This window comes from Neptunomonas sp., from assembly GCF_016744175.1.
GTDB lineage: Bacteria > Pseudomonadota > Gammaproteobacteria > Pseudomonadales > Balneatricaceae > Neptunomonas.
The window spans coordinates 23,075-44,651 of sequence record NZ_JADGEV010000019.1 but is presented as its reverse complement, the minus strand read 5'-3'; the positions used below and the strand labels follow the sequence as shown (position 1 = coordinate 44,651).

19 protein-coding genes are annotated in these 21,577 nt (G+C 43.0%); 6 read left to right on the top strand and 13 right to left on the bottom strand.

Annotation, left to right across the window (positions count from 1 at the left end):
- Position 1 precedes the first annotated feature (1 nt).
- The 5 genes from QZZ55_RS10625 to QZZ55_RS10605 all read right to left on the bottom strand — a co-directional run bounded on the left by QZZ55_RS10625 (position 2) and on the right by QZZ55_RS10605 (position 5,470).
- Positions 2 to 625, bottom strand: coding sequence for an ankyrin repeat domain-containing protein (locus tag QZZ55_RS10625; protein ID WP_293267304.1), 624 nt, complete (start codon positions 623 to 625; stop codon positions 2 to 4).
- A gap of 2 nt (positions 626 to 627) precedes the next feature.
- Positions 628 to 1,584 (bottom strand): AEC family transporter, encoded by a 957-nt coding sequence (locus tag QZZ55_RS10620; protein WP_293267303.1) that lies wholly within the window; start codon positions 1,582 to 1,584, stop codon positions 628 to 630.
- A gap of 84 nt (positions 1,585 to 1,668) precedes the next feature.
- Complete coding sequence (locus QZZ55_RS10615; protein ID WP_293267302.1) at positions 1,669 to 2,160, bottom strand: histidine phosphatase family protein; 492 nt, start codon at positions 2,158 to 2,160, stop codon at positions 1,669 to 1,671.
- 109 nt (positions 2,161 to 2,269) lie between these two features.
- On the bottom strand, positions 2,270 to 3,901 hold the full coding sequence (locus QZZ55_RS10610) for a CoA-transferase (RefSeq protein ID WP_293267301.1): 1,632 nt from the start codon (positions 3,899 to 3,901) through the stop codon (positions 2,270 to 2,272).
- 171 nt (positions 3,902 to 4,072) lie between these two features.
- On the bottom strand, positions 4,073 to 5,470 hold the full coding sequence (locus QZZ55_RS10605; protein WP_293267300.1) for a sigma 54-interacting transcriptional regulator: 1,398 nt from the start codon (positions 5,468 to 5,470) through the stop codon (positions 4,073 to 4,075).
- 131 nt (positions 5,471 to 5,601) lie between these two features.
- On the opposite strand from QZZ55_RS10605, the gene QZZ55_RS10600 reads away from it, so the two are divergent.
- Positions 5,602 to 6,492 (top strand): hypothetical protein, encoded by an 891-nt coding sequence (locus QZZ55_RS10600; RefSeq protein ID WP_293267299.1) that lies wholly within the window; start codon positions 5,602 to 5,604, stop codon positions 6,490 to 6,492.
- 119 nt (positions 6,493 to 6,611) lie between these two features.
- On the opposite strand, the gene QZZ55_RS10595 is transcribed toward QZZ55_RS10600, so the two are convergent.
- The 8 genes from QZZ55_RS10595 to QZZ55_RS10560 all read right to left on the bottom strand — a co-directional run bounded on the left by QZZ55_RS10595 (position 6,612) and on the right by QZZ55_RS10560 (position 14,213).
- The gene (locus QZZ55_RS10595; RefSeq protein ID WP_293267298.1) at positions 6,612 to 7,022 is read right to left on the bottom strand and encodes an SMI1/KNR4 family protein; all 411 of its coding nucleotides are present in this window, start codon (positions 7,020 to 7,022) and stop codon (positions 6,612 to 6,614) included.
- A 68-nt stretch (positions 7,023 to 7,090) separates the two neighbouring features.
- A complete protein-coding gene (locus tag QZZ55_RS10590; protein WP_293267297.1) occupies positions 7,091 to 8,257 on the bottom strand; it encodes a PilT/PilU family type 4a pilus ATPase in 1,167 nt (388 codons plus the stop codon).
- A gap of 13 nt (positions 8,258 to 8,270) precedes the next feature.
- Positions 8,271 to 9,197 (bottom strand): exopolyphosphatase, encoded by a 927-nt coding sequence (locus QZZ55_RS10585; RefSeq protein ID WP_293267296.1) that lies wholly within the window; start codon positions 9,195 to 9,197, stop codon positions 8,271 to 8,273.
- Between the two features lie 147 nt (positions 9,198 to 9,344).
- The gene (locus QZZ55_RS10580; RefSeq protein WP_293267295.1) at positions 9,345 to 10,046 is read right to left on the bottom strand and encodes an ABC transporter ATP-binding protein; all 702 of its coding nucleotides are present in this window, start codon (positions 10,044 to 10,046) and stop codon (positions 9,345 to 9,347) included.
- Position 10,047: 1 nt separating this feature from the next.
- Entirely contained in the window at positions 10,048 to 10,815 is a 768-nt protein-coding gene (livG, locus tag QZZ55_RS10575; RefSeq protein ID WP_293267294.1) for a high-affinity branched-chain amino acid ABC transporter ATP-binding protein LivG, read from the bottom strand.
- Positions 10,815 to 12,062 (bottom strand): high-affinity branched-chain amino acid ABC transporter permease LivM, encoded by a 1,248-nt coding sequence (locus tag QZZ55_RS10570; RefSeq protein ID WP_293267293.1) that lies wholly within the window; start codon positions 12,060 to 12,062, stop codon positions 10,815 to 10,817. The genes livG and QZZ55_RS10570 overlap by 1 nt, the downstream gene beginning before the upstream one ends.
- Positions 12,062 to 12,988, bottom strand: a complete 927-nt coding sequence (gene livH / locus QZZ55_RS10565; RefSeq protein WP_293267292.1) for a high-affinity branched-chain amino acid ABC transporter permease LivH — start codon at positions 12,986 to 12,988, stop codon at positions 12,062 to 12,064. The genes QZZ55_RS10570 and livH overlap by 1 nt, the downstream gene beginning before the upstream one ends.
- 112 nt (positions 12,989 to 13,100) lie before the next feature.
- Complete coding sequence (locus QZZ55_RS10560; protein ID WP_293267291.1) at positions 13,101 to 14,213, bottom strand: branched-chain amino acid ABC transporter substrate-binding protein; 1,113 nt, start codon at positions 14,211 to 14,213, stop codon at positions 13,101 to 13,103.
- A gap of 314 nt (positions 14,214 to 14,527) precedes the next feature.
- Here QZZ55_RS10560 and QZZ55_RS10555 point away from each other — a divergent pair, with 314 nt between their 5' ends.
- The 5 genes from QZZ55_RS10555 to QZZ55_RS10535 all read left to right on the top strand — a co-directional run bounded on the left by QZZ55_RS10555 (position 14,528) and on the right by QZZ55_RS10535 (position 21,322).
- The gene (locus QZZ55_RS10555; RefSeq protein WP_293267290.1) at positions 14,528 to 15,664 is read left to right on the top strand and encodes a YCF48-related protein; all 1,137 of its coding nucleotides are present in this window, start codon (positions 14,528 to 14,530) and stop codon (positions 15,662 to 15,664) included.
- A complete protein-coding gene (locus QZZ55_RS10550) occupies positions 15,657 to 18,053 on the top strand; it encodes an MMPL family transporter (RefSeq protein WP_293267289.1) in 2,397 nt (798 codons plus the stop codon). The genes QZZ55_RS10555 and QZZ55_RS10550 overlap by 8 nt, the downstream gene beginning before the upstream one ends.
- Positions 18,043 to 18,891 carry a universal stress protein gene (locus QZZ55_RS10545; RefSeq protein WP_293267288.1) on the top strand — a complete coding sequence of 283 codons (849 nt, stop codon included), beginning with the start codon at positions 18,043 to 18,045 and terminating at the stop codon, positions 18,889 to 18,891. The genes QZZ55_RS10550 and QZZ55_RS10545 overlap by 11 nt, the downstream gene beginning before the upstream one ends.
- Before the next feature lie 363 nt (positions 18,892 to 19,254).
- Positions 19,255 to 20,256 (top strand): dienelactone hydrolase family protein, encoded by a 1,002-nt coding sequence (locus QZZ55_RS10540; RefSeq protein WP_293267287.1) that lies wholly within the window; start codon positions 19,255 to 19,257, stop codon positions 20,254 to 20,256.
- A 337-nt stretch (positions 20,257 to 20,593) separates the two neighbouring features.
- Entirely contained in the window at positions 20,594 to 21,322 is a 729-nt protein-coding gene (locus QZZ55_RS10535; RefSeq protein ID WP_293267286.1) for a matrixin family metalloprotease, read from the top strand.
- The last annotated feature ends 255 nt before the right edge of the window (positions 21,323 to 21,577 follow it).

The following is a 21,577-nucleotide window of genomic DNA, read 5'->3' as shown; positions in this document are numbered from 1 at the left end:
TTTATTGGCCTAAAAACATCTGTCTGATGCGCAAGTCATCAACAGAACGCTTTAAATGCTGCGTCAGTTCTTCAGGTAATGATGTTGGCCACTGCGCCGGTGTTTGAATACCTGAAGCAATTAAAAAATTAAGAAGCTCTATATTTTGATCCACTAGAGCATAATCCAGTGCGCACATTCCTTGAGAGTCTACTTGGTTGAGGTTAATCCCATACTCGATAAAACGGCTCAGATGCAGCATCAGCTCTGTGCTAGAACAGTGCTTAAAACAGGCTGCTATTAAATACGTGTCTGCGTCCTTTAGCTTATGCTCAGTACTCGCGCCTGATTGTAGTAGTGCATTGATGAGAGGTAGGCTTTGTTCTTGTTTGAGAGCCATGAGCAAGTAGGGCTCATTGGTTGATGAGCGTTGCTCAATTTTAGCTCCCGCAGCAATGACCATAGCAAGGGCTTTAGGTTGATTGGCAAGGATAGCGGTCTCGATGGCGCTGCAATGTTGTTCTGTTGAGTTGTTTAGCTCTGCAGGTCCAACACTTTTAAGCCGCTTAGCAAGAAAGGCTAAATCTCCTGTTTCAATTGACTTAAATAGTTTGGATTTTTTTTGTTTTTTGAACAACGCTAGCATAGCTAGATGACCTCTAAAATTTTCATCAGGTAAATACCACTACTTAGTGTGAATACTGAACCGATAGTCGTTGTTAAGATAATATTAGCGGCCAGTTGAGCGTTACCCCCCATGGCTTTTGCCATGACGAAACTAGCCGCTGCAGTAGGGCACCCGAAAAGAACAAACATTAGTACCAAATCTTGGTTATTGAAACCAGCTTGCCAGGCGCCTAGTGTGAGAACAATCGGTAGAATCAGTAACTTAGTCGCAGTAGCCCAAAATGCCTGAAATGATGTGTTTTTTAGGCTTTTTAAGTTTAATGTAGCGCCAATAGTGAGTAGTGCTAAGGGGAGTGTAAGGTTGGCAAAGTAACGTCCAGTGCGGTCAATAACTTCGGGTAACGAGAATCCAAAATAGGAAAAAGGTAGAGCAAGTAATACGGCGATAATTAACGGGTTTTTTAGGATCTCTAAAATGACACCGGACAGTGATAAGGCATTATTGTTTTTCATCGGTAATGCGAGAGCAATTATGGATAAAACGTTATAAACAGGGATAACCAATGCAAGTAACAGAGAGGCTTGGGCTAAACCTGTTTGACCAAATAAATTGAAGCTTACTGCTAAGCCTATAATGCCATAGTTACTGCGAAAGGCTCCTTGAATAAAGACGCCTAGATCTTCAGGTTTCTTAATCCAATGCTTTGCTAACCACCAGATAGCTATAAATGTGATGAGTGTTCCAGCGGCCACGTAGCTGAGTTGTGCCGGGTTAAAAACTGCCTGAAAGTCTGTTCTGGCGATGCTCATAAAAACAAGCGTTGGTAAAGTGATCATAAACACCAGTTTGGAACCAGTGCTCACAAATGCGTCATCAATAAGGGACGTGCGTTTTAATAGCACACCCATAAATACAATGAAAAAAATAGGAGCCACAATGTTAGCGGTAAAAGCCAATGTATCAAGATAAAGCGCCACGTAGGGCTCCTTATAAATAAATGGAGGCAAGATAATACTGTTGTCGAGGCTTAAGCGCTATGCAATACCGCGTGGCTGAATGGCTTATTGATGTAGTTTTGGATAATCGAACCAGAGCAGTGTCCCACATGACTCCGTCAGTTCTGACCAGCAGGTAACACCCAGTTGAATATGCATAACACCGCAGGTGGGAAGGTTGTTAACCCTCTCTGCGCTTAAGTATTCTCCTAGACGTTGTAAACCTGGGTTATGGCCAAACAGTATGATGTGATGATCTTTGTCCGAGTGGCGCTGTAATATGTTAAGTAGTGTCTCCATACACGAGTCATATAGTTCAGGAATTACTTCAACGACAGGTTTGTTAGGTAGCTGTTTGCTGGTAGCTTTTGCTGTCAGGTAAGCGCGAGTAGCGCCGCTCGATAAACATTTGTCTGGATTAAAGCCTGCGATTTTGAGGCGCTCAGCCATGGCGGGTAAATCACGCTTACCACGTTTGTTTAAAGGGCGATTAAAGTCTTCAATATCAGGATTTTTCCAACTTGATTTTGCATGTCTGATAAGCGTAAGTGTGCGCATAGAAAGGCTCCAGCTTGAAAGAAGCAGTTCGTGCAAGATAGCATGCTTTAGGGTTCTCTAAATTAAAAAGTGAGAAATACTTGCGGTAGATACAAATATTTTTCATTTATTAAATAGTAAATTCTTGGTCTTTTGCGGTGTTATCTAGCATGCGTTTCCACACCGAGCGCATATGTGGCATCGGCATGCTGCCCACATGCTGTAAGTTCATAGGCCCGTCGTTAAACAAGCGCGGGTCCATTAATACATAATCATCATCGATTATGGGAGCAAACTCCATTTGATCAAGGATATCAGTTTGCAGGTTAACGCCGGGAGCAATCTCTAGCAGTTTTAACCCTTCTGGTATTAACTTGAAAACAGCTCTTTCTGTAATGAACATAACATTCTGCTGCTTTTCTAAGGCGTATTGACCGTTAAAAGTAATTTGTTCTACGGCAGCGAGAAATTTCTTGATGGGGCCGTTATCAATGACCATTAGTTTATTGTTGTGAATCTTAAGTGTTTGAGGGCCTGAGGTAAATGTACCAAGAAAGTAAACATCTTGGGTATTTTGTGTGATGTTTATGAACCCTCCGCACCCGGCGAGACGTTCGCCAAAACGGCTGACGTTAATATGACCTTGTGGGCCTGCTTCCGCTAAACCGAGAAAAGCCTGATCTAAACCGCCTCCATCGTAAAAATCAAATTGTGCGGGTTGATCAATGATGGCATCGGCATTAGCTACGGCTCCAAAGCTTAAACCGCTGGCGGGAGCTCCTCCAATACCGCCGGGTTCAACGGTCAATGTGAATTCTTTAAGTCGGCCTTCTTCTGCAGCAACTTGAGATATAATTTCTGGCATGCCAATACCCAGGTTGACGACTGATCCTTTACGCAATTCCATTAACGCACGTCGGCCAATGACCTTTCTGGCTGAAAGAGGAATTGATTGTAGCGGGTTGCCGGTTCTAATTTCACCGCAATAAGCTGGATTGTAATGTTCAGCAAATGTTTGTGGATGATCGTCTGGTTCAGAGAGCACCACATGGTCCACCAAAATGCCGGGAATGCGAACGCGGTCTGGTGTGACTTGATGCAGCTCGGTTGTTCTTTCGACTTGTACGATAACAGTGCCACCGCTGTTTTTAACAGCTTGGGCTATTGCTAGCGCTTCTAATGGAAGCGCCTCTTTTTCCATCGATATATTCCCTTGTTTATCAACGGTTGTACCGCGAAGCAGTGCTATATTAATAGGGAAGGCTTTATATAATAGAAATGGGGAGCCGCCTATTTCTAATCGCTCAACAATATCTTCTTGTGTGCGATGGTTGATTTTTCCGCCATCTTGCTCGGGATCTACAAATGTATGCAGTCCTACGTGTGTCAGTGTGCCAGGTTTGCCTGCAGCAATATCACGAAATAGGTGGCAAATAACGCCTTGAGGTAGATTATATGCTTCAATTTTATTATCAATCGCCAGCTTGCCAAGACGCGGAGCTAAACCCCAATGTCCCCCAATGACACGTTTAAGCATGCCTTCATGACCAAAACGGTTCAGTCCACGGCTTTTGGCATCGCCTTGCCCTGCTGCATACACTAAGTTAAGACCATTAGGGTGGCCGGTAGTTAAGAAACGTTTCTCAATAGCTTTAGCGAGTGATTCTGCAAACCCAATTCCGATAAAGCCTGCGGTTGCGATAGTGTCATTATCTGCAATAAGAAGTGCAGCTTCATGGGCTGAAATAAGGCGGTTGGGCATGCTATTACCTACAAGTTAGTTGTTATTGTTCTTTTAGCTATAGCAAAAGATAAGCCAGTCATATTTTTTTGATTAAAATCAATTTGTTATATTGTTTTTGGTGGAGTGTGCCATGCGACATGGTGTATGGTTTTATAGACACTAGTGTATGGTTTGTTTGTGCTTTGGCTATTAGTCCTGACACTTTTTTAAACGCTCATATAATGTTGCTCTAGAAATACCTAACAGTTTAGCGGCGCTACTTTTGTTTCCGCCTGTTTGTCGAAGCGCGTGTTTCAATGCACTTTGCTCTGCTTTTAATCGTGTGTCGGGCAAGCTAGGAGATAAGGTGTTCGGGTTTACACAAGGAAGGTCATCAAATGCACCTAAGTCCTCAGGTTCAATAGCGATGCCTTCTGCCATAACACAGCCTCGTTCTAAGCGATTATGAAGTTCTCGAACGTTTCCGGGCCAGCTGTATTGAAGTAGCCATTGCAGAGTTGATTCAGCTAATGCGAGTGCAGGGAGCTGTGCTTGTTGATGAATATTTTTTAAAATATGAGAACACAGTAATGGGATATCTTCTCTTCGCTCTCGTAATGGGGCTAAACGAATAGGTAGCACGTTTAGGCGGTAATAAAGATCAGCACGAAATTTCCCCTCATCGACCAGCTGTTTGAGGTTCCCTGAGGTTGCTGCAATGATACGCACATCGACTTGTTCTAAGCGATTTGATCCCAGTGCCTCTACCTCCCTTTCTTGCAAGACTCGAAGTAATTTTGCTTGCATCGTTAGGGGTATTTCAGCAATTTCATCTAAAAATAGGGTGCCGCCATTGGCGAGTTGTATTTTGCCTTTTCGTCCACTTTTATCAATGCCCGTATAGGCACCAGGTGCGGCGCCAAACAGTTCTGCCTCGACTAAGGACTCAGGGAGAGCTGCCATGTTGATGCCAACAAATGGGCCCCCGTTACGTTGAGATGCATGGTGAATGCCTTGGGCAAGTAACTCTTTACCTGTTCCTGTTTCGCCAAGAAGAAGTACTGTTGTGTCTAACAGTGCAGCTCTACGTGCTTGTCTCTTTAATTGTTGGATAATGGAGGACTGACCAATCAAATCATCAAGTGCGTAGCGAGAAGGGCGAATCAGTTTTTGTTGTTCTAGTTGTCGTTTAAGGCGAGCAAATTTATCAAATAATGGTCTTAGGCTTTCTAAATCAGTGTAAAAAATAAAACCAATAGCGCCCATTACCGTGCCATCATTATCTTTTAATGGCATGCGGGTGACGACACACCAGCGACTGTTTATTTGCATGAGGTCGACAAAGGTGGGTTTTCCGCTTTTTAATACTCTGGGTAGTTGTGTATTGGGAAGTAAGTCTTCAATAGGGGTGCCGATAAGTTCTTTGTTTTCAGATATATTAATGAGTTGTCGGTACTTAGGGCTCATCCAGATAATACGACAATCAGAATCTACGGCAATAGCACCTTCACAGAGACTTGAGAGTAGCTCAAAGGGATGTTGTTTGCTGGTTTGCCCGCTCAGTAACTCATCAAGGCAGATATGTTGCTCAGCTTTATGTTTGATCAATGGTGCATCCCTTGCTACTTATGCATTAAATGTTCGAGTTAGATCATTAAATTTTTACTCATATGTAGCACGAAACACAAGTGCTGGCTTTATATTATACTGCTAATCAATCGTCTTTTAGGGCATGTTTCATGGATAAAGTATCAACTACAGCGCTATCAAAATTGCGCTCTATATCGAGTAAATCGATGTTTGTGCAATTGGAAGCTGCTGGGTGGATTGTGCGTTTAGAGAAAAGCTGGGAGCTAACGCCAAGTGGCAGGGAACAAGGTGGTGAAGTAAAACAAAGCGATAAATTTGGGTCTTATATTATCTGGCCACCCCAGTTAAACATTGAGGGTGAAGTAGCAATAATTGCGTATGAAAAAGAAGACCTGCACAGTGCTGCTAACATAGGGCAAAAAGTTGAATTATCGGCAAGACAAGTTAACGCGTTGTTTTCTGAGTTGGGTTGGGTGAACCGCCATCGTAAAGGTTGGCAACTTACCGAGCAGGGAAGAGCCTTAGGGGGTATTCAAAAAGAGAGTCTCAAAACAGGTATCCCTTATGTGCTATGGCCATCTGCTTTTATAAGCAACCTTTCATTCCAGCGTTCCTTAAAAGCGTTAAAAGGAAATCTTGGGCAGGCATTAGGGTTAAACGAGTCAATGAGCGGAGAAGCTGCCGCTTTTAGAAAGAAGTTTCCTGCCAACTATCGTGCCCTGGATGGACATCAGCTTCGATCTAAACCTGAAGTGCTGGTTGATAATTGGCTATATTTAGCAGGTATAGTCCATGCTTATGAGCGTCATTTGCCGGTTGAAGAGGATGAATACAGTACTTTTTATATCCCTGCAGGTAAAATCTATGTTGAGCTTTGGGGGCATGAAGGGGACCTAGGATACCAGAAAATCAAACAACAAAAGCTGCAGATATACTCAAAGTATGGACTGACACTCATAGAGTTGCACGAGGGCGATATAATGAATCTTGATGATGTATTGCCACGTTTGCTGTTAAAACACGGTATAGAGGCTTACTAAAGCAACTATACTGTGTGATAAAGATTATTATGTTGAAACGTTGTTAATTGCGGTGGATACATTGATATATAAAAAAGGGCATCATTGATCAGAGTAGATAACAATTATTCGCTCATAGCTTAATGTGACCTGTTCATCCATATATCGCTAACCCAATCCCATAGATTATCCCACTGCTCTTCGCTGGCCTCTTCTTCAGATGACCAGAAACCGATATTGCCATCTTGCTCTATGAAGTAATAACCTCCATTGGCTTCGCAAAACGGGATAAGCTCTCTCGGCAAGCCTAAAGACCATGCAGTTGCGGTTAGTTCTGGTAAATGGGTATGAGCATGGGGCTCCGTTGCTGTTACGAGTGAAATAGAGCCAACAACTACGTCGCTAGCTTCTAATAAAAACTCTTTCAGATCGGAGGGGATAGAGATAAGAATCTCTTCTTCCAGTTCAACGAGTTCATCTTCTGTTGGAAGACGAACAGAGTTGAAACGGTCTTCGTTTAATTCACGAAGTTCATCAATGATATCGTTCATATTAAGTTGTAAAACCTTAAGCCTGCGCCGCTAGACAGTAATAATTGAGATGAAGTCTACAGGATAAACTAGAAAACTGTTTGGCCTTTGTGTTCTTCATCGTCATCTGCTTCTTTTTCTTCAACTTTATCCTCTTCTAAGCTGAAGTTTAACCCACCGCCGCTACTGCTACTTCCCTCTTCACTCAGTTTGAACTTCAAACGAAGGTTGTTGGCGGAATCAGCATTTTTAATCGCTTCTTCTTCACTAATCTTTCCATCTCTGGCTAGCTTGAACAATGCTGAATCAAAAGTTTGCATGCCCAACGCTTCGGATTTAGCCATGATTTCCTTGATACCATCAATGTCTCCTTTAAAGATTAATTCTTTAATGGTTGAAGTGCCGAGAAGTATTTCAATAGCAGCCGCACGTTTACCGTCTATAGTGTGGACAAGTCGTTGCGAAACAATAGCGCGAACATTCAGTGAAAGGTCAGTGAGGAGTTGATGACGTTTTTCTTCAGGAAAGAAGTTAATAATTCGATCAAACGCCTGGTTCGCATTATTTGCGTGCAGTGTAGAGATAGCTAAATGGCCGGTTTCAGCAAAGGCTAAGCAGTGTTCCATTGTTTCTTTATCACGGACTTCTCCAATAAGAATAACATCAGGAGCCTGGCGCAACGTGTTGATTAATGCATTATGAAAGCTGCGTGTATCAACACCCACTTCACGCTGATTAACAATGGACTTTTTGTGGTGGTGGACGAACTCAATAGGGTCTTCAATTGTAATGATATGGCCGCCACTATTACTATTTCTGTGATCAATCAACGCAGCAAGGGAAGTCGACTTCCCTGAACCAGTTCCCCCTACAAAAAGTACTAAACCACGTTTGGCCATAATGACATCTTTAAGCACATCAGGGAGGCCAAGATCTTCCATGCGCGGAATATCTGTTTTTATATTTCGCGCAACGATAGCTACATCGTTACGCTGTTTGAAAATATTAAGTCGAAAACGGCCAGACTTATCGACTGATATGGCGAGATTCATCTCTAAATCGTGTTGAAAAGCTTGCTGCTGTTCAGGGTCCATCACCTGTAATGCGATTTTTTCAATTTCTCCAGGCTGTAGCGCTGTCTTGCTTAATGGCTTGAGAATCCCTTGGAACTTCCCGCATGGAGGGGCTCCTGTTGATAAGTAAAGGTCAGAGCCATCTTTCGCTGCTAACAGGCGTAGACAATCATAAAAATCCATTTGGTAGTCCTATTTATCCATCAGCGTTAATTTGTGCAATTAGTTTTAGTAATGTTTCTTCAGCTTTGTCATTGTCTACTTGGCATGTGCCAGCAGCTTGATGTCCACCACCATTATACGTGAGCATTAGTTCACCAACGTTTGTTTTTGATGCGCGGTCAAAGATAGATTTCCCGGTAGCAAAAACAGTGTTTTGCTGCTTAAGGCCCCATAATACATGGATAGAAATATTGCACTGTGGGTACATTGCATAAATGACAAAGCGGTTACCCGCGTAAATTACTTCTTCGTTTCGTAAGTCTAATACAGCTAAATTACCATGAATCGTTGTACAGCGACTGATTTGGTCTTTGAATTTTTTCTCTTGCTCAAAGTAAAGATCAACTCGCTCTTTTACATCGGGCAGTAAGAGAATATCGTTAATAGAATGATCTTTGCCGTAATCAATCAAATCCATCATTAGATTGTAATTAGAAATTCTAAAATCATGGAAACGACCTAGGCCTGTTCGCGCATCCATTATGAAGTTAAGTAGTTCCCAGCGTTTTGGATTTAATACCTCTTCCTGGTTGTATTGGGCAGAGTCTCCTTTATCCACTGCTGTCATCATGCTTTTCCACTCAGCAGGGAAAGCTTCATTCCCACCGTAATGCTTCCATACAACGCGAGCGGCAGAAGGCGCGTCAGCGTCAATAATATGATTAGACCGGTCGCCTTTATTACGCAGTGTTTCAGAGAGGTGGTGGTCAAAGACTAAATGGGCGCCTGCAACGTAAGGCAAGTTCGTAGTGATATCGTTGGGCGATATATTGATTGTTCCATCTTGCATATCTTTTGGATGAACAAATGTGATGTCGCTTATGAGGTCGAGATGTTTAAGTAAAATTGCGCACACTAGACCATCAAAGTCGCTACGGGTGACTAATCGAAATTGAGACATACCAGTATTCCTGCGTTAGCTTACAAAATTTTATAGAAATCATTATAGACAAGGTTTGAGAGTGTGCAGGTGGAATTGACAGTAAAAATAAAAAAGCCACTCGTTACATAAGTAGCGAGTGGCTTTTACTATAAATACACGAGGTTGTTAGCCGCCGAGGTAAGCTTTACGAACTTCGGGGTTGGTCAGCAAAGCATCTCCACTATCGCTGAGAACAACGCGGCCATTTTCCATCACGTAACCTCTATCAGCAATACGTAGCGCTTGGTTTGCATTTTGTTCCACCAAAAAGATCGTGACACCTTCATCGCGTAGTTTCTCAATAATAGAGAAAATCTGCTGAATGATGATCGGAGCCAATCCCAGTGATGGTTCATCCAGTAAGATCATCCTAGGGCGGCTCATCATAGCGCGTCCAATAGCTAGCATTTGCTGTTCGCCACCGGACATAGTACCAGCGCGTTGGCTGATGCGCTCCTCTAAGCGAGGGAACAGTTCTAGTACATGCGCTAGGCTTTCTTCATACTCTGCGTTCGTGCGAAAGTAAGCACCCATATGCAAGTTTTCTTGCACGGTTAGGCGAGAAAAAACGCGCCGTCCTTCAGGAACAACAGCTAACCCTTTCCGCATGATTTCAGGCGTGTTTACTGAAGAAATCTCGTCGCCGTCGAAAAATATTTTTCCGGATGAAGAGCGAGGATCGCCACAGATGGTCATCATCAGAGTGGTTTTTCCTGCTCCATTTGCGCCGATAAGGGTGACGATTTCACCAGTATTAACGTCGATTGAGATATCGTGCAATGCTTGAATCTTTCCGTAATGAGTATTTACATTTTCCAGTTTCAGCATCTTACGACTCCCCAAGGTAGGCTTTGATTACATCAGGATTATTCTTGATATCGTCGGCATTACCGTCGGCCAGAGGTGTTCCTTGTGCAATCACATAAATATGATCAGAAATACCCATAACTAAACCCATATCGTGTTCGATCAACAGGATAGATATTTCATGCTCATCACGTAGTTTAATGATGAGCTCATCAAGCTCCTTGGTTTCATTCGGGTTAAGACCTGCTGCAGGCTCGTCCAGCATCAATAGTTCGGGTTGAGTCACCATGCAGCGGGCAATCTCTAAGCGCCTTTGCTGGCCGTATGAAAGATTACCCGATTCGCGGTTGGCTGAGTCGAGTAGGTCGACCTCTTTTAGCCAGAAAATAGCGCGGTCCATCGCTTCTTGTTCTAGGCGGCGGTATGACGGTGTCTTAAATAGTCCGGCTAATAAGCCTGTATTTAAATGGCGATGCTGTGCGACTAGCATATTTTCAATAACGGTCATGTTCGAGAACAAGCGAACGTGCTGAAAAGTACGTACTAAGCCTTGACGAGAGATTTGAAAATCTTTCATCCCGGCAATTTCTTTACCCTTGAACATGACGCTGCCCGCGGTTGGAATATAGAAACCAGACAAGCAGTTAAAGACTGTAGTTTTACCGGCACCATTGGGACCAATAACAGAAACAATCTGGCGATTTTTCACGGTTAAGTTAACTTTGTTTACCGCTACCAGTCCGCCAAACTGCATGGTTAGCCCGTTAACATCGAGTAATAACTGACTCATTATTTTAACTCCAGAACAGGGCGTTTCATGGGCACTAGACCTTGTGGGCGCCAGCGCATCATCAGAACCATTGTTAGTCCGAACAACAGCATGCGATATTCAGAAAACTCACGCGCCAATTCAGGGAGTATTGTCATAATGATAGCCGCCAGAATGACGCCTATCTGAGAACCCATACCACCGAGAACTACAATCGCCAAAATGATGGCCGATTCGATAAAGGTGAAAGATTCTGGGCTGATAAAACCTTGTCTTGCGGCAAAGAATGAGCCTGCAAAACCAGCGGTTGATGCACCAATAGTAAAGGCTGATAGTTTGATGGCGGTACGGTTCAATCCAAGAGAGCGACAGGCTATTTCATCTTCTCGTAATGCTTCCCATGCACGGCCAATAGGCATACGCATAAGACGGTTAATAACGAAAATGACAAATGCCACTAGCACAACAGCTATTAGGTAAAGGAAGATAACTTTATATGAACTGGAATAGTCTATGCCGAAATACTCATGAAAGAGTGTAGCACCGTCTTTAGATCGACGTGTGAACTCTAAGCCGAATAGTGCAGGCTTATCGATACCAGAGATGCCATTGGGGCCACCAGTAACTGCGGTCCAGTTGTTTAGTAATATGCGGATGATTTCACCAAACCCTAAGGTCACAATGGCAAGGTAGTCACCGCGTAACCGTAGGACCGGGAAGCCTAAGATAAAGCCAAAGAGTGCTGCCATACCGGCAGATATTGGCAAGCATATCCAAAAAGACATATCGAAGTATTGCGACAGTAGTGCATAGGTGTAGGCACCTACCGCATAAAAAGCTACGTAGCCAAGGTCAAGCAACCCAGCTAAACCAACAACAATATTAAGCCCTAAGCCCAGCATGATATAGATAAGAGCAAGTGTTGCTAAATCTACAGATCCACGTGAAACCATGAAAGGCCAAATAACCATGCAAACAAAAACGCCAGCCATTAGCCAAGGTTTTAGTTGCGCCATTTTATCGCCTTCTGGCAAAAAGTGACTTACTGTAGGTTTTGGGATTTTACCAAAAGCAGTATCGATTTGGTCAGCGAAAATCTGCGAGAAGAAAACCAAGGCGATACCGCCAATAATCCAAGCCCATTGCTCAGTAGATGCGCCTGTGACTTGTAGTGTGGTGCCATCAGTGTTTAGTTTTACACCAATCATCAAGCATGCCAAAACGAAGGCAACACCTGCAGAAAATATAGCGTTGTAGAGTTTGCCCATTATACTTTCTCCACTTCCGGTTTGCCTAACAAGCCGCTAGGACGGAACAGTAGGATCAGTATTAATAAGCTGAAGGCAACGACATCTTTATATTCTGAAGGGAAGTATGCGGCAGTAAGTGCTTCTGTAACACCTAAAATGAGGCCTCCTAATACGGCACCAGGTATTGAACCAATCCCGCCAAGTACTGCTGCTGTAAATGCTTTTAAACCTGCCATAAAACCGATGAAAGGATTGGCTACGCCGTAGTAGAGGCTTAATAGTAAACCAGCAATGGCAGCCAATGCTGCACCAATTATAAATGTCGTAGCGATAACGCGGTTAGTATCCACACCGAGCAAGTTGGTCATACCGATATCTTCTGAACAAGCGCGACAAGCACGCCCCATGCGTGAGCGAGAGATAAACAGTGTGAGTCCCAACATTGTGACGAAGGTAGCTACCCATATGAAAAGTTGCATATAAGAAAATGAAACTTCAAATAATGATGGGTCACCGAAGGTCCAGCCACCTGAGATCATCGGTGGAAGAGCAACGTCGCGTGAGCCTTGTGACAAAACGACAAAGTTTTGTAAAAAGATAGACATACCGATAGCTGAGATCAGCGGGATTAAGCGATTTGTACCGCGTAGAGGGCGATAAGCTACACGCTCGATTGTCCAGCCATAGGTGCTAGCGATTAGTACAGAAATTACTAAAGCTATAAAAAGAATAAGTGGCAGGCTGACCATGCCCATGCCTAAAAGTCCGGCAATCACGATAAAAGTAATATAAGAGCCGATCATATAAATTTCGCCGTGAGCGAAATTAATCATGCCGATGATGCCGTAGACCATGGTATAGCCAATAGCGATCAGGGCATAGGTCGACCCGATAGTCAGCCCATTAATGAGCTGCTGAATCAAATAGAGAATAGTTTCTGACATATGCGGGAACCGTATAATGAAACACCCTTAATCCCGGATCACGGAATAAGGGTGTTTGTTATTAATCAACGCAGAGGCAAGTACTGTGTTGATTTTATTGTTGTTATTAGCATTACTTAGCGGGTGTTTTAGTACCGTCTGCATGCCAGTCGTAAACGACAAATGAGAACTGAGCTAGGTCGCCCTTCTCATTGAAAGCTAATTCGCCAGTAGTCGTTTTGAAAGTATTACTACGGATGTAATTAGCAAGTTTTTCTGTGTCTGTTGATTTTGTTGCTGTCATTGCAGCTGTCATTACTTCAACAGCAGAGTAAGCAGGGAATACGAATGGGCCGGTAGGATCTTCGCCTTTATCAACAATTGCTTTAACGAGTGCTTGGTTAGCAGGGTCTTTATCAAAGCTCTGTGGCAGAGTTACTAATAATCCTTCAGATGCTGCACCGGCAATTTTAGAGATGTCAGGGTTACCTACACCTTCAGGGCCCATGAACCTAGCATTCAAGCCTTTTTCTTTGGATTGACGCAAAATAAGACCTAGCTCTGGGTGGTAGCCACCGTAGTAAACGAAGTCTACGTTGTTCTTTTTCAGCTTAGCGATTAGCGCAGAGAAATCTTTATCGCCTGGTGTTACACCTTCAAACATAACGGGCTTGATGCCTGCCGCTTCAACTTCTTTTTTTACGGCAGTTGCAAGGCCTTCACCGTACTGCTGCTTGTCATGGATAATCGCCATGTTTTTTGGTTTAACACTGTTAATAACATATTGGCCTGCAAACGGGCCCTGCATGCTATCCAAACCAATGGTACGGAAGATCATTTGATGACCTTTTTCCGTAATAGTAGGAGAGGTCGAAGCAGCTGTAATCATCAAAACGCCTTCTTCTTCGTAAATATCTGAAGCAGGTTCAGTAGAAGATGAACAAAGGTGACCTACAACGTGCTGAATACCATCATTAACGATTTTGTTAGCAACTGCGACTGCTTGCTTAGGATCGCAAGCGTCATCATAAATTACGCCTTCAAGTTGCATGCCATTAACGCCGCCAGCTTTGTTGATTTGTTCAATCGCTGCTAGCACACCAATTTTTTGCATGTCACCGTATTGAGCAACAGGACCTGTTGCAGGACCCGCTAAGCCGATTTTGATAGTGTCAGCCTGCGCTGCAGCGCCGTATAAGCAAATTGCAGTACCTACAGATAGCAGCGTACGTGTAAATTTCTTCATGGGAAATATACCCTCTCCGTCCTTCGGCTCGAAATGTCGATGCCTGGACCCTATAGTTATTTTGTTAGACAGGACGAATAAACTATAAAACAGGGGAAAAATCAATGTTTACTATAGGAAACGCAACTTAAAATAATGTCGTTGATCGATAATGTCATTTATATTGAGAACTTCTGCTATTGAGCATAAGAGACTAACAAACGATGCTAATATCTGATTTAAGGGCTTCAGCATCGATAAGTAAGAATGAATTGTAGGATTATATGATGTTGTTCCTGTGTTCTCCCCAAATAATGATAAGAAGTGGGGGCTATATGCTCAGTACTAAAAAAGTCGGCCAGCGTGCTTGTTGGTATGTATTTGTATTGTTGATGGCAGTGACGCCATTCAGCTTCGCGATGGTTGATCGAATTGATACACCTAGTCCCTTCTCTTACAGAGCTAGTGATGGCTTGCTATTAGATATAGCCAAAGCGGGTAAGCGACTTGTCGCGGTGGGTGATCAAGGGCGAATACTCGTATCAGATGATCAAGGTAAACAGTGGCGTCAAGTTACGTCGCCTGTCAGTGTGCTGCTAACAGCTGTTTATTTTATTGATGCGCAGAATGGCTGGGCAGTGGGCCATGATGGAATAGTAGTACACACCAAGGATGCCGGCGAAACGTGGGTTAAGCAGCTTGATGGTCATCAGTTGAATCAACTACAGCTAAAAACGTATCAAGCATTAGTAGAGTTAGGTGGTGATTCACAAGCTCAAGATCTTGAAATGGATGAATTGGAGCTTTATCTAGATGATGCGGCGGTAGCGATGGAGGAGGGGCCAACCCAGCCTTTGCTTGATATTTTGTTCATTAATAATCAACAAGGCTTTTTATTAGGTTCGTACGGCTTATTACTAAAAACAGTGGATGGAGGCAATACCTGGTCGGTATTGTCTCATCGTTTACCTAACCCAGACCGTTTCCACTTGAATGCCCTATTAATAGATCAATACCAGTCTTTAATTGTTGCCGGTGAGGCTGGAACGCTTTTTCGTTCTGATAATTTTGGAGAAAGCTGGGTAGCGCTCGACTCCCCCTATGAGGGCTCATTTTTTGGCATATCTAACTATGTAGAGCAGGGGCAAACTCAGCTCTTGGCATTAGGCTTGCGGGGGCACTTATTTGTAAGCGACAACAACGGTGATTCTTGGCAGCAAATTAAATTAAAAAGTTCGTCTTCATTAACCAGCGCTGCTGTATACGATAATCAGTTGATGATAGTTGGGCTTGGCGGGTTGGTGCTGCATTCAACTACCAATGATGGCCTATTAGCAGGCCTTAAACCTTTTGATCAACAGGATCGACGTGCTTGGAGCTCTGTTGTTCGCGTGAATGATGGCTGGGTATTGGTCGGTGAGAAAGGTATCAAGCGTGTGTCTGATCAGGCGTTGGAGGCTAGTTATGAATAACTCTTCTACACCACGGGCGTCTAAATTAACGTCGGCACTACTGGGTCCTATAAAACTTTCTGAGCAAGTTATCGAGCGAGTGTTGTTTCATAAGCGAATGCCCGTATTGCTTATTTTTGCCTTACTAACGCTTTGGCTAGGCTTTCAAGCGATACAGATTCGGCCAGATGCCAGTTTCGTTAAGATGATTCCTACGAGCCATCCTTATGTTGAGAATTATCTAAAGTACCGTAGTGATCTCTCTGGGCTAGGTAATAGCTTGCGTGTTGTTGTACAAGCGAAAGACGGTGATATTTTTACCTCAGAATTTCAAGACACTTTGAGGCAAGTCACCGATGAAGCCTTTTTTATTCCAGGTGTAGATAGATCCGCGCTGAAATCGATTTGGACGCCGAATGTTCGCTGGACGGAAGTCACTGAAGATGGCTTTGAAGGTGGTCCGGTGATCTCGCCTGAATATGATGGTGGTGCTGACAGTTTGGATCAGTTGCGTACTAATGTGTTGCGTTCGGGGCAGGTGGGCATACTCGTTGCCAATGATTTCAAATCAGCAATTATTCAGATGCCTCTGTTCGATAAAGATCCATCTACGGGAGAAAAACTCAACTACCAAGCTTTCTCTAGTAAAGTAGAAGAATTGATCCGAAAAAAGTATGAAACTGAAGATATTCAAATTCGTATTACCGGGTTTGCTAAAATTGTTGGCGACTTGATTGATGGGTCTAAATCAGTGGCTCTTTTCTTTGCCATTGCTATCGGCATCACGTTGGTACTGCTGTTCCTTTACTCTGGCAGCATAGCCGGCACACTCATTCCTATAGGCTGTTCGCTGGTGGCGGTGGTATGGCAAATGGGCTTACTAAAAACACTGGGCTATGGGCTAGATCCATATTCAATGTTAGTACCCTTTCTTGTGTTTGCTATTGGTGTGAGCCATGGCGTACAAGTAGTGAACACTATTCGGTTAGAGCAGTCTGAAGGGGCTGATCCGTGGTTAGCCGCCCGTCGTGCTTTTCGTGCGATCTACATTCCTGGATTAACAGCTCTTTTATCGGATGGCTTAGGTTTTGTGACTTTAATGGTAATTGATATTCAGGTTATTCAAGACCTTGCAGTGGCAGCATCAGTGGGTGTTGCCGTGATTGTTCTGACTAACTTATTACTATTACCCTTATTGATGTCGTATGTGGGTGTCGGTGAAAAAGCGATTGCTAAGATGCATGCGAGTCAGAATAAAGAAAGTTCGCATTGGCAAATATTCACTGTTTTTGCTAAACCGCGTGGAGCGATGGTAGCCGTTGCTTTTGCATTGTTTGCCTTAGGTGTCGGAATATATGGCAGCCAAAACCTAAAAATTGGTGATTTGGATAAAGGTGCGCCAGAGCTGAGAGCGGATTCACGCTACAATCTTGATAACGCATTTGTGACCGATCACTACTCCACATCCAGTGATATCTTTGTAGTAATGGCGACGACTGAGAAGGAGCAGTGTACTAGCTATGAAACGTTGGCAATGGTGGATAGCTTTCAGCAATTTCTCACCAATGTGCCGGGTATTCAGAATAGTGTTTCATTGGTCGATGTATCTAAGCGAGTAACAGCAGGGCTAAATGAAGGTAATTTAAAGTGGCGTAGTATTAGTCGTAATCAGTATGTGATTAATGCCTCGTTAGCTTATGTTCCATCAGGTTTCATGAACGGTAGCTGTTCGCTGTTGCCGGTGATTATTTTCTTGGACGATCATAAAGCAGCAACCCTTGATCGGGTATCAGATGCCATTTCGGGGTTTGCAAAGCAACATAATAGTGATGGGCTAACATTTGAAATGGCTGCTGGAAACAGCGGCTTTGAAGCTGCCACAAATGATGTGATCGGTACCGCGCAATATGAAATGCTCGCATGGGTTTATGGTGTGGTTAGTATTCTCTGTTTACTTACGTTTCGCTCAATAAAAACAGTGATCTGTATTATTGCACCATTAGCGTTGACTTCTGTGTTGTGCCAAGCCCTGATGGCGTATTTAGGTATTGGTGTGAAAGTGGCAACTTTGCCGGTGATTGCCTTGGGTGTGGGTATTGGAGTGGATTATGGCATCTATATATACTCTCGCTTAAATAGTTATTTACTGCAGGGTAAGGATTTACCTGAAGCGTATTTGGCGACCTTAAAAACGACGGGCTCATCGGTAGCCTTTACTGGGCTCACGCTAGCAATTGGTGTCGTGCTATGGCTATTTTCACCGATTAAATTTCAGGCCGACATGGGTGTTTTGTTAACCTTTATGTTCCTTTGGAATATGTTAGGGGCACTAATATTGCTGCCCGCGCTGGCGTGTTTGTTGCACAAACATAAAGCCGCTAAGACGGAGGAGAGTACTCATGTTTACTAAGAAAGTGCTGGTGGCTCTGGATGCCAGTGATGCTGCTGAGAAAGCCTTTAAACGTGGCGTATTAATCGCAGATCGAATGGGTTGCGAGCTTGAAGTGCTGTGGTTGATTACGCCCTTACCTGATCATGCCATTATGCGTTTTATGGCGTTGCTCAGTGTGGATGGTATGCAGATAAAACAGCATTACCATCAAGAGAAAAGTTTTCTGCAAGATGTATTAGCGCGTTGGGAAAGCGACCATTTTGCGCTACTCATTAAAAGTTGCGATACGTCGCATAAAGGTTTGTTGGCACCACTCGACTGGCAGTTACTGCGTCAAACTCCATGCCCAGTGTTATTGGTAAAACGTGATAGCTTATGGGAAGGCGGTAAAATCATGGCTGCTGTCGATCCATACTCGCGTAAAAAAAGTTATTTACAGTTAAACCAGAGTGTTTTGATGATGGCAGGTGTCATAAGCCAAGAAGCTAAAGCTGACTTGCAGGTGGTTGTTTCATATTCGCCACCAATGCTAGGAGCTGATGCCCAAAGCCAATCAGTTGATATGTTAGTAGACAAGGCGAGTTGCGCCGCACGAACGTTATTGGATGGCATGAAAATAATAGCCAGCACGTATCATATTGGAGAAGGGCCTCCTGAATACTGGATACCCAATGTAGCAGAAGAGCAGCATGCTGCGTTGGTGGTGATTGGTACACATGGGCGTGATGGTATAAAGGGGGCTTTATTGGGGAATACTGCAGAACGTATACTCGATCGGCTTAGCTGTGATGTATTAGTGTTGCGTGAAGGTCTGTCTGATAACTTCGATTTGCCTTTAGCATCAAGCAAACAATAGCTTTCTTGTTTTGCTCATAAAGGAGTATGTGAGGAATACCTATTCTTATGCTCCTTATGTATTTGAGCCACAAAAGCGCACGTTGAAAGTTTAAATGGGTGCCGCTTATCATAATGCTTTAACGTGCTTTGCAGTGCTAACGCCTATTTCATCTTTGTCTAAAGCGAAAACTACAGCGCTACCTAAATTATATTAATTATTAACAGTCTTAATTGTCGGTTGTTTAGTGATGGAAGTATTAGATAAACTGGCGCGACAAAACCTTTAATAAAAATAGATTAAATGTATGTATAGCAATAATATCAGTTTTCATCATTTTTATTGAATTAATAGTTATTTTTTTATTTATTATCTTGGAGTGTTATGAGTAGGTTTTCATGCTTGATGTTAGTGATTATTCTTGCGAGTGTTTTTTCACTAAAAGCTGTTGCTGGTTATTCGGTGGGGTTTATTAAAGTTGATACTTTTTCTAATGAAACTAATGAAGAAATCCCTGTTGCCGTTACTTATCCTACGAATGTACCTGAGAAGGCGGTAAGGTTTGGCCCTTTCGAAATGAACTTGGCAATAGGAGCTGAAGTAGCTAAAGGAACGTTCCCCTTGGTTATTATTTCTCATGGCTCTGGAGGTTCAAATTTAGGGCATAGAAGTATCGCATTTGCGCTTGCTAAGCAGGGATTTGTAGTGGCTATGCCATTGCATCCAGAAAATAACTATAAAAATAATTCAGCTGAAGGAACGGTAAAAAACTGGAAAAACAGACCTAAGCACATAAAAACAGCTATAGATGCTTTGTTGCTGAATCCTAAATTATCACCCAATATAAATATCGATAAAATTGCTGTGATTGGACATTCAGCAGGAGGTTATACAGCCTTGGCTGTTGCTGGTGGTATGGCACAGACAAACTCTATTATTGAGTTGTGTAATAAAAAACTACTTTTAAAGGAGCGTATGTGTGGTTTGGTTAAAGATCATAAATTAACACCAGCGCAGATAGAAAATCGGCGCGACCAGCGAGTAAAAGCGATAGTTTTAATGGCACCCGTAGGTGTCCTGTTTACACAAAAAGACTCTCTAGAGCAGGTAAATATACCTGTTCTTGTAATGAGAGCAGAAAATGATGCTGAGCTTACAGAACCTTATCAATCGGAAATGATTGCTCAGAACATGAAAGATAAAGAGATGCTGACATATCGTGTGATTAAAAATGCGGGTCATTATTCTTTTATAACTCCGTTCCCTGACGCCATTAAAAGTGAAGCCGGTGTTGCAGGTGAAGACCCTGTGGGGTTCGATCGTAAAGCCTTCCATAAAAGATTAAGTGCAGAAATTGTTACGTATTTGTTGAGAGTGTTGAAGTAAAGAAGAGAAGCGCTCTCCCATGACATCCGCACTGTATTATTTTTCATATCGATGACCTTTGATCATTTAGCTGAGCATTCATTTAACCTAGTGCAAGGCAAAAAAATTATTGAATCTGTATTGAATACTCTCAAGTTTTAGGCGAGCTGGACGATACTGTTAAATGTTAATGCTTTTAATTCAGCGCGGATTTTTCAGGGTTGAGCTGTCTATAAATGGCCATGCGAAAAGTGTCTATACTTCTTATGTGGTTATCATAAATAGTATTCAGGTGTGCCTTGAATAGAAGGAAGTAGCCGTATTTTTCAATCTAATACATATGAAACAAAGGACGTCTATGTTTAAGGGAATATCAATTTTATTGTTGCTATTATTTTCAACAATATCCAGTGCTTATGTTATTGATGGATATAAGTGGGGAAGTCCTATTTATGGCACGGGTGCAACATTGAGCTGGAGTTATATGGATTCCGGGCTTAGTTGTTCGGGTGTTTATGAGTCTGCTGGATGCACCATCACCTCTTTAGAAGACTTTATGCCTTCAGGTTTTGAGAGTGAAATCACGCGCGCTTTTGATGCATGGACTGCTGTGGCCGATCTAACGTTTGTTGAAGTAGCCGATAGCGGCGGAGCGCTCAATGATCCCGGCACCGTAGGAGATATTCGCATTGGTGGCCACCCATTTGATGGTATGGGCAATGTAGTGGCGCACGGGTATTTACCAGAGTTTGGGAGCTTCTCTTCTTCTGGGGATATTCACTTTGATACGGGTGATTTGTGGAATATTGGCTTTGGTTTGCCTGGTATTGATATTTATCAGGTGTTTGTTCATGAGTTAGGGCATGCGCTTGGTTTAGATCATACGACTGTGCCTGGTTCTTTAATGAATGCTTATTATTCTGAAGCGTTTTCAGGCCCTCAAGTAGACGATATAGCTGGAATCCAATTCCTTTACGGGCCTCCAGTTGAGAACCATGTTCCTGAACCTGCTTCAGTATTCTTACTTTTTTTGGGGTTGTTAAGCTTAATGTCGTCACGCCGGTGGCAGAAAAATCCTTGTAGCTAAACGATGCTTTATCGTGCTTATTCGACAAGAGCACCCTATCACTTTTCTATTGGGTAGTGTGCTTTGTGGTTTTTCAGAAGAGCCCAAACTTGTTGGGGTTTTAGCAGGTTTCTAATTCCACATGCTTGTTAGCGCTAGCCTTGCAACTGAAAGTCGACATTATTGAAATGGGCTGCTTCGCGGTAATTATTGATGAATGAGCATTCCAGAATGTGTTGTTATCTTTTCGAGTGAGACCAGCGCAATTAATACTGT

Bases quoted from the DNA above. Each gene is read 5' to 3' on its own strand.
- QZZ55_RS10625 (WP_293267304.1), bottom strand. From the start codon at position 625: ATGCTAGCGTTGTTCAAAAAACAAAAAAAATCCAAACTATTTAAGTCA.
- QZZ55_RS10615 (WP_293267302.1), bottom strand. From the start codon at position 2,160: ATGCGCACACTTACGCTTATCAGACATGCAAAATCAAGTTGGAAAAAT.
- QZZ55_RS10610 (WP_293267301.1), bottom strand. From the start codon at position 3,901: ATGCCCAACCGCCTTATTTCAGCCCATGAAGCTGCACTTCTTATTGCA.
- QZZ55_RS10600 (WP_293267299.1), top strand. From the start codon at position 5,602: ATGGATAAAGTATCAACTACAGCGCTATCAAAATTGCGCTCTATATCG.
- QZZ55_RS10595 (WP_293267298.1), bottom strand. From the start codon at position 7,022: ATGAACGATATCATTGATGAACTTCGTGAATTAAACGAAGACCGTTTC.
- QZZ55_RS10590 (WP_293267297.1), bottom strand. From the start codon at position 8,257: ATGGATTTTTATGATTGTCTACGCCTGTTAGCAGCGAAAGATGGCTCT.
- QZZ55_RS10585 (WP_293267296.1), bottom strand. From the start codon at position 9,197: ATGTCTCAATTTCGATTAGTCACCCGTAGCGACTTTGATGGTCTAGTG.
- QZZ55_RS10580 (WP_293267295.1), bottom strand. From the start codon at position 10,046: ATGCTGAAACTGGAAAATGTAAATACTCATTACGGAAAGATTCAAGCA.
- livG (WP_293267294.1), bottom strand. From the start codon at position 10,815: ATGAGTCAGTTATTACTCGATGTTAACGGGCTAACCATGCAGTTTGGC.
- QZZ55_RS10570 (WP_293267293.1), bottom strand. From the start codon at position 12,062: ATGGGCAAACTCTACAACGCTATATTTTCTGCAGGTGTTGCCTTCGTT.
- livH (WP_293267292.1), bottom strand. From the start codon at position 12,988: ATGTCAGAAACTATTCTCTATTTGATTCAGCAGCTCATTAATGGGCTG.
- QZZ55_RS10560 (WP_293267291.1), bottom strand. From the start codon at position 14,213: ATGAAGAAATTTACACGTACGCTGCTATCTGTAGGTACTGCAATTTGC.
- QZZ55_RS10555 (WP_293267290.1), top strand. From the start codon at position 14,528: ATGCTCAGTACTAAAAAAGTCGGCCAGCGTGCTTGTTGGTATGTATTT.
- QZZ55_RS10550 (WP_293267289.1), top strand. From the start codon at position 15,657: ATGAATAACTCTTCTACACCACGGGCGTCTAAATTAACGTCGGCACTA.
- QZZ55_RS10545 (WP_293267288.1), top strand. From the start codon at position 18,043: ATGTTTACTAAGAAAGTGCTGGTGGCTCTGGATGCCAGTGATGCTGCT.
- QZZ55_RS10540 (WP_293267287.1), top strand. From the start codon at position 19,255: ATGAGTAGGTTTTCATGCTTGATGTTAGTGATTATTCTTGCGAGTGTT.
- QZZ55_RS10535 (WP_293267286.1), top strand. From the start codon at position 20,594: ATGTTTAAGGGAATATCAATTTTATTGTTGCTATTATTTTCAACAATA.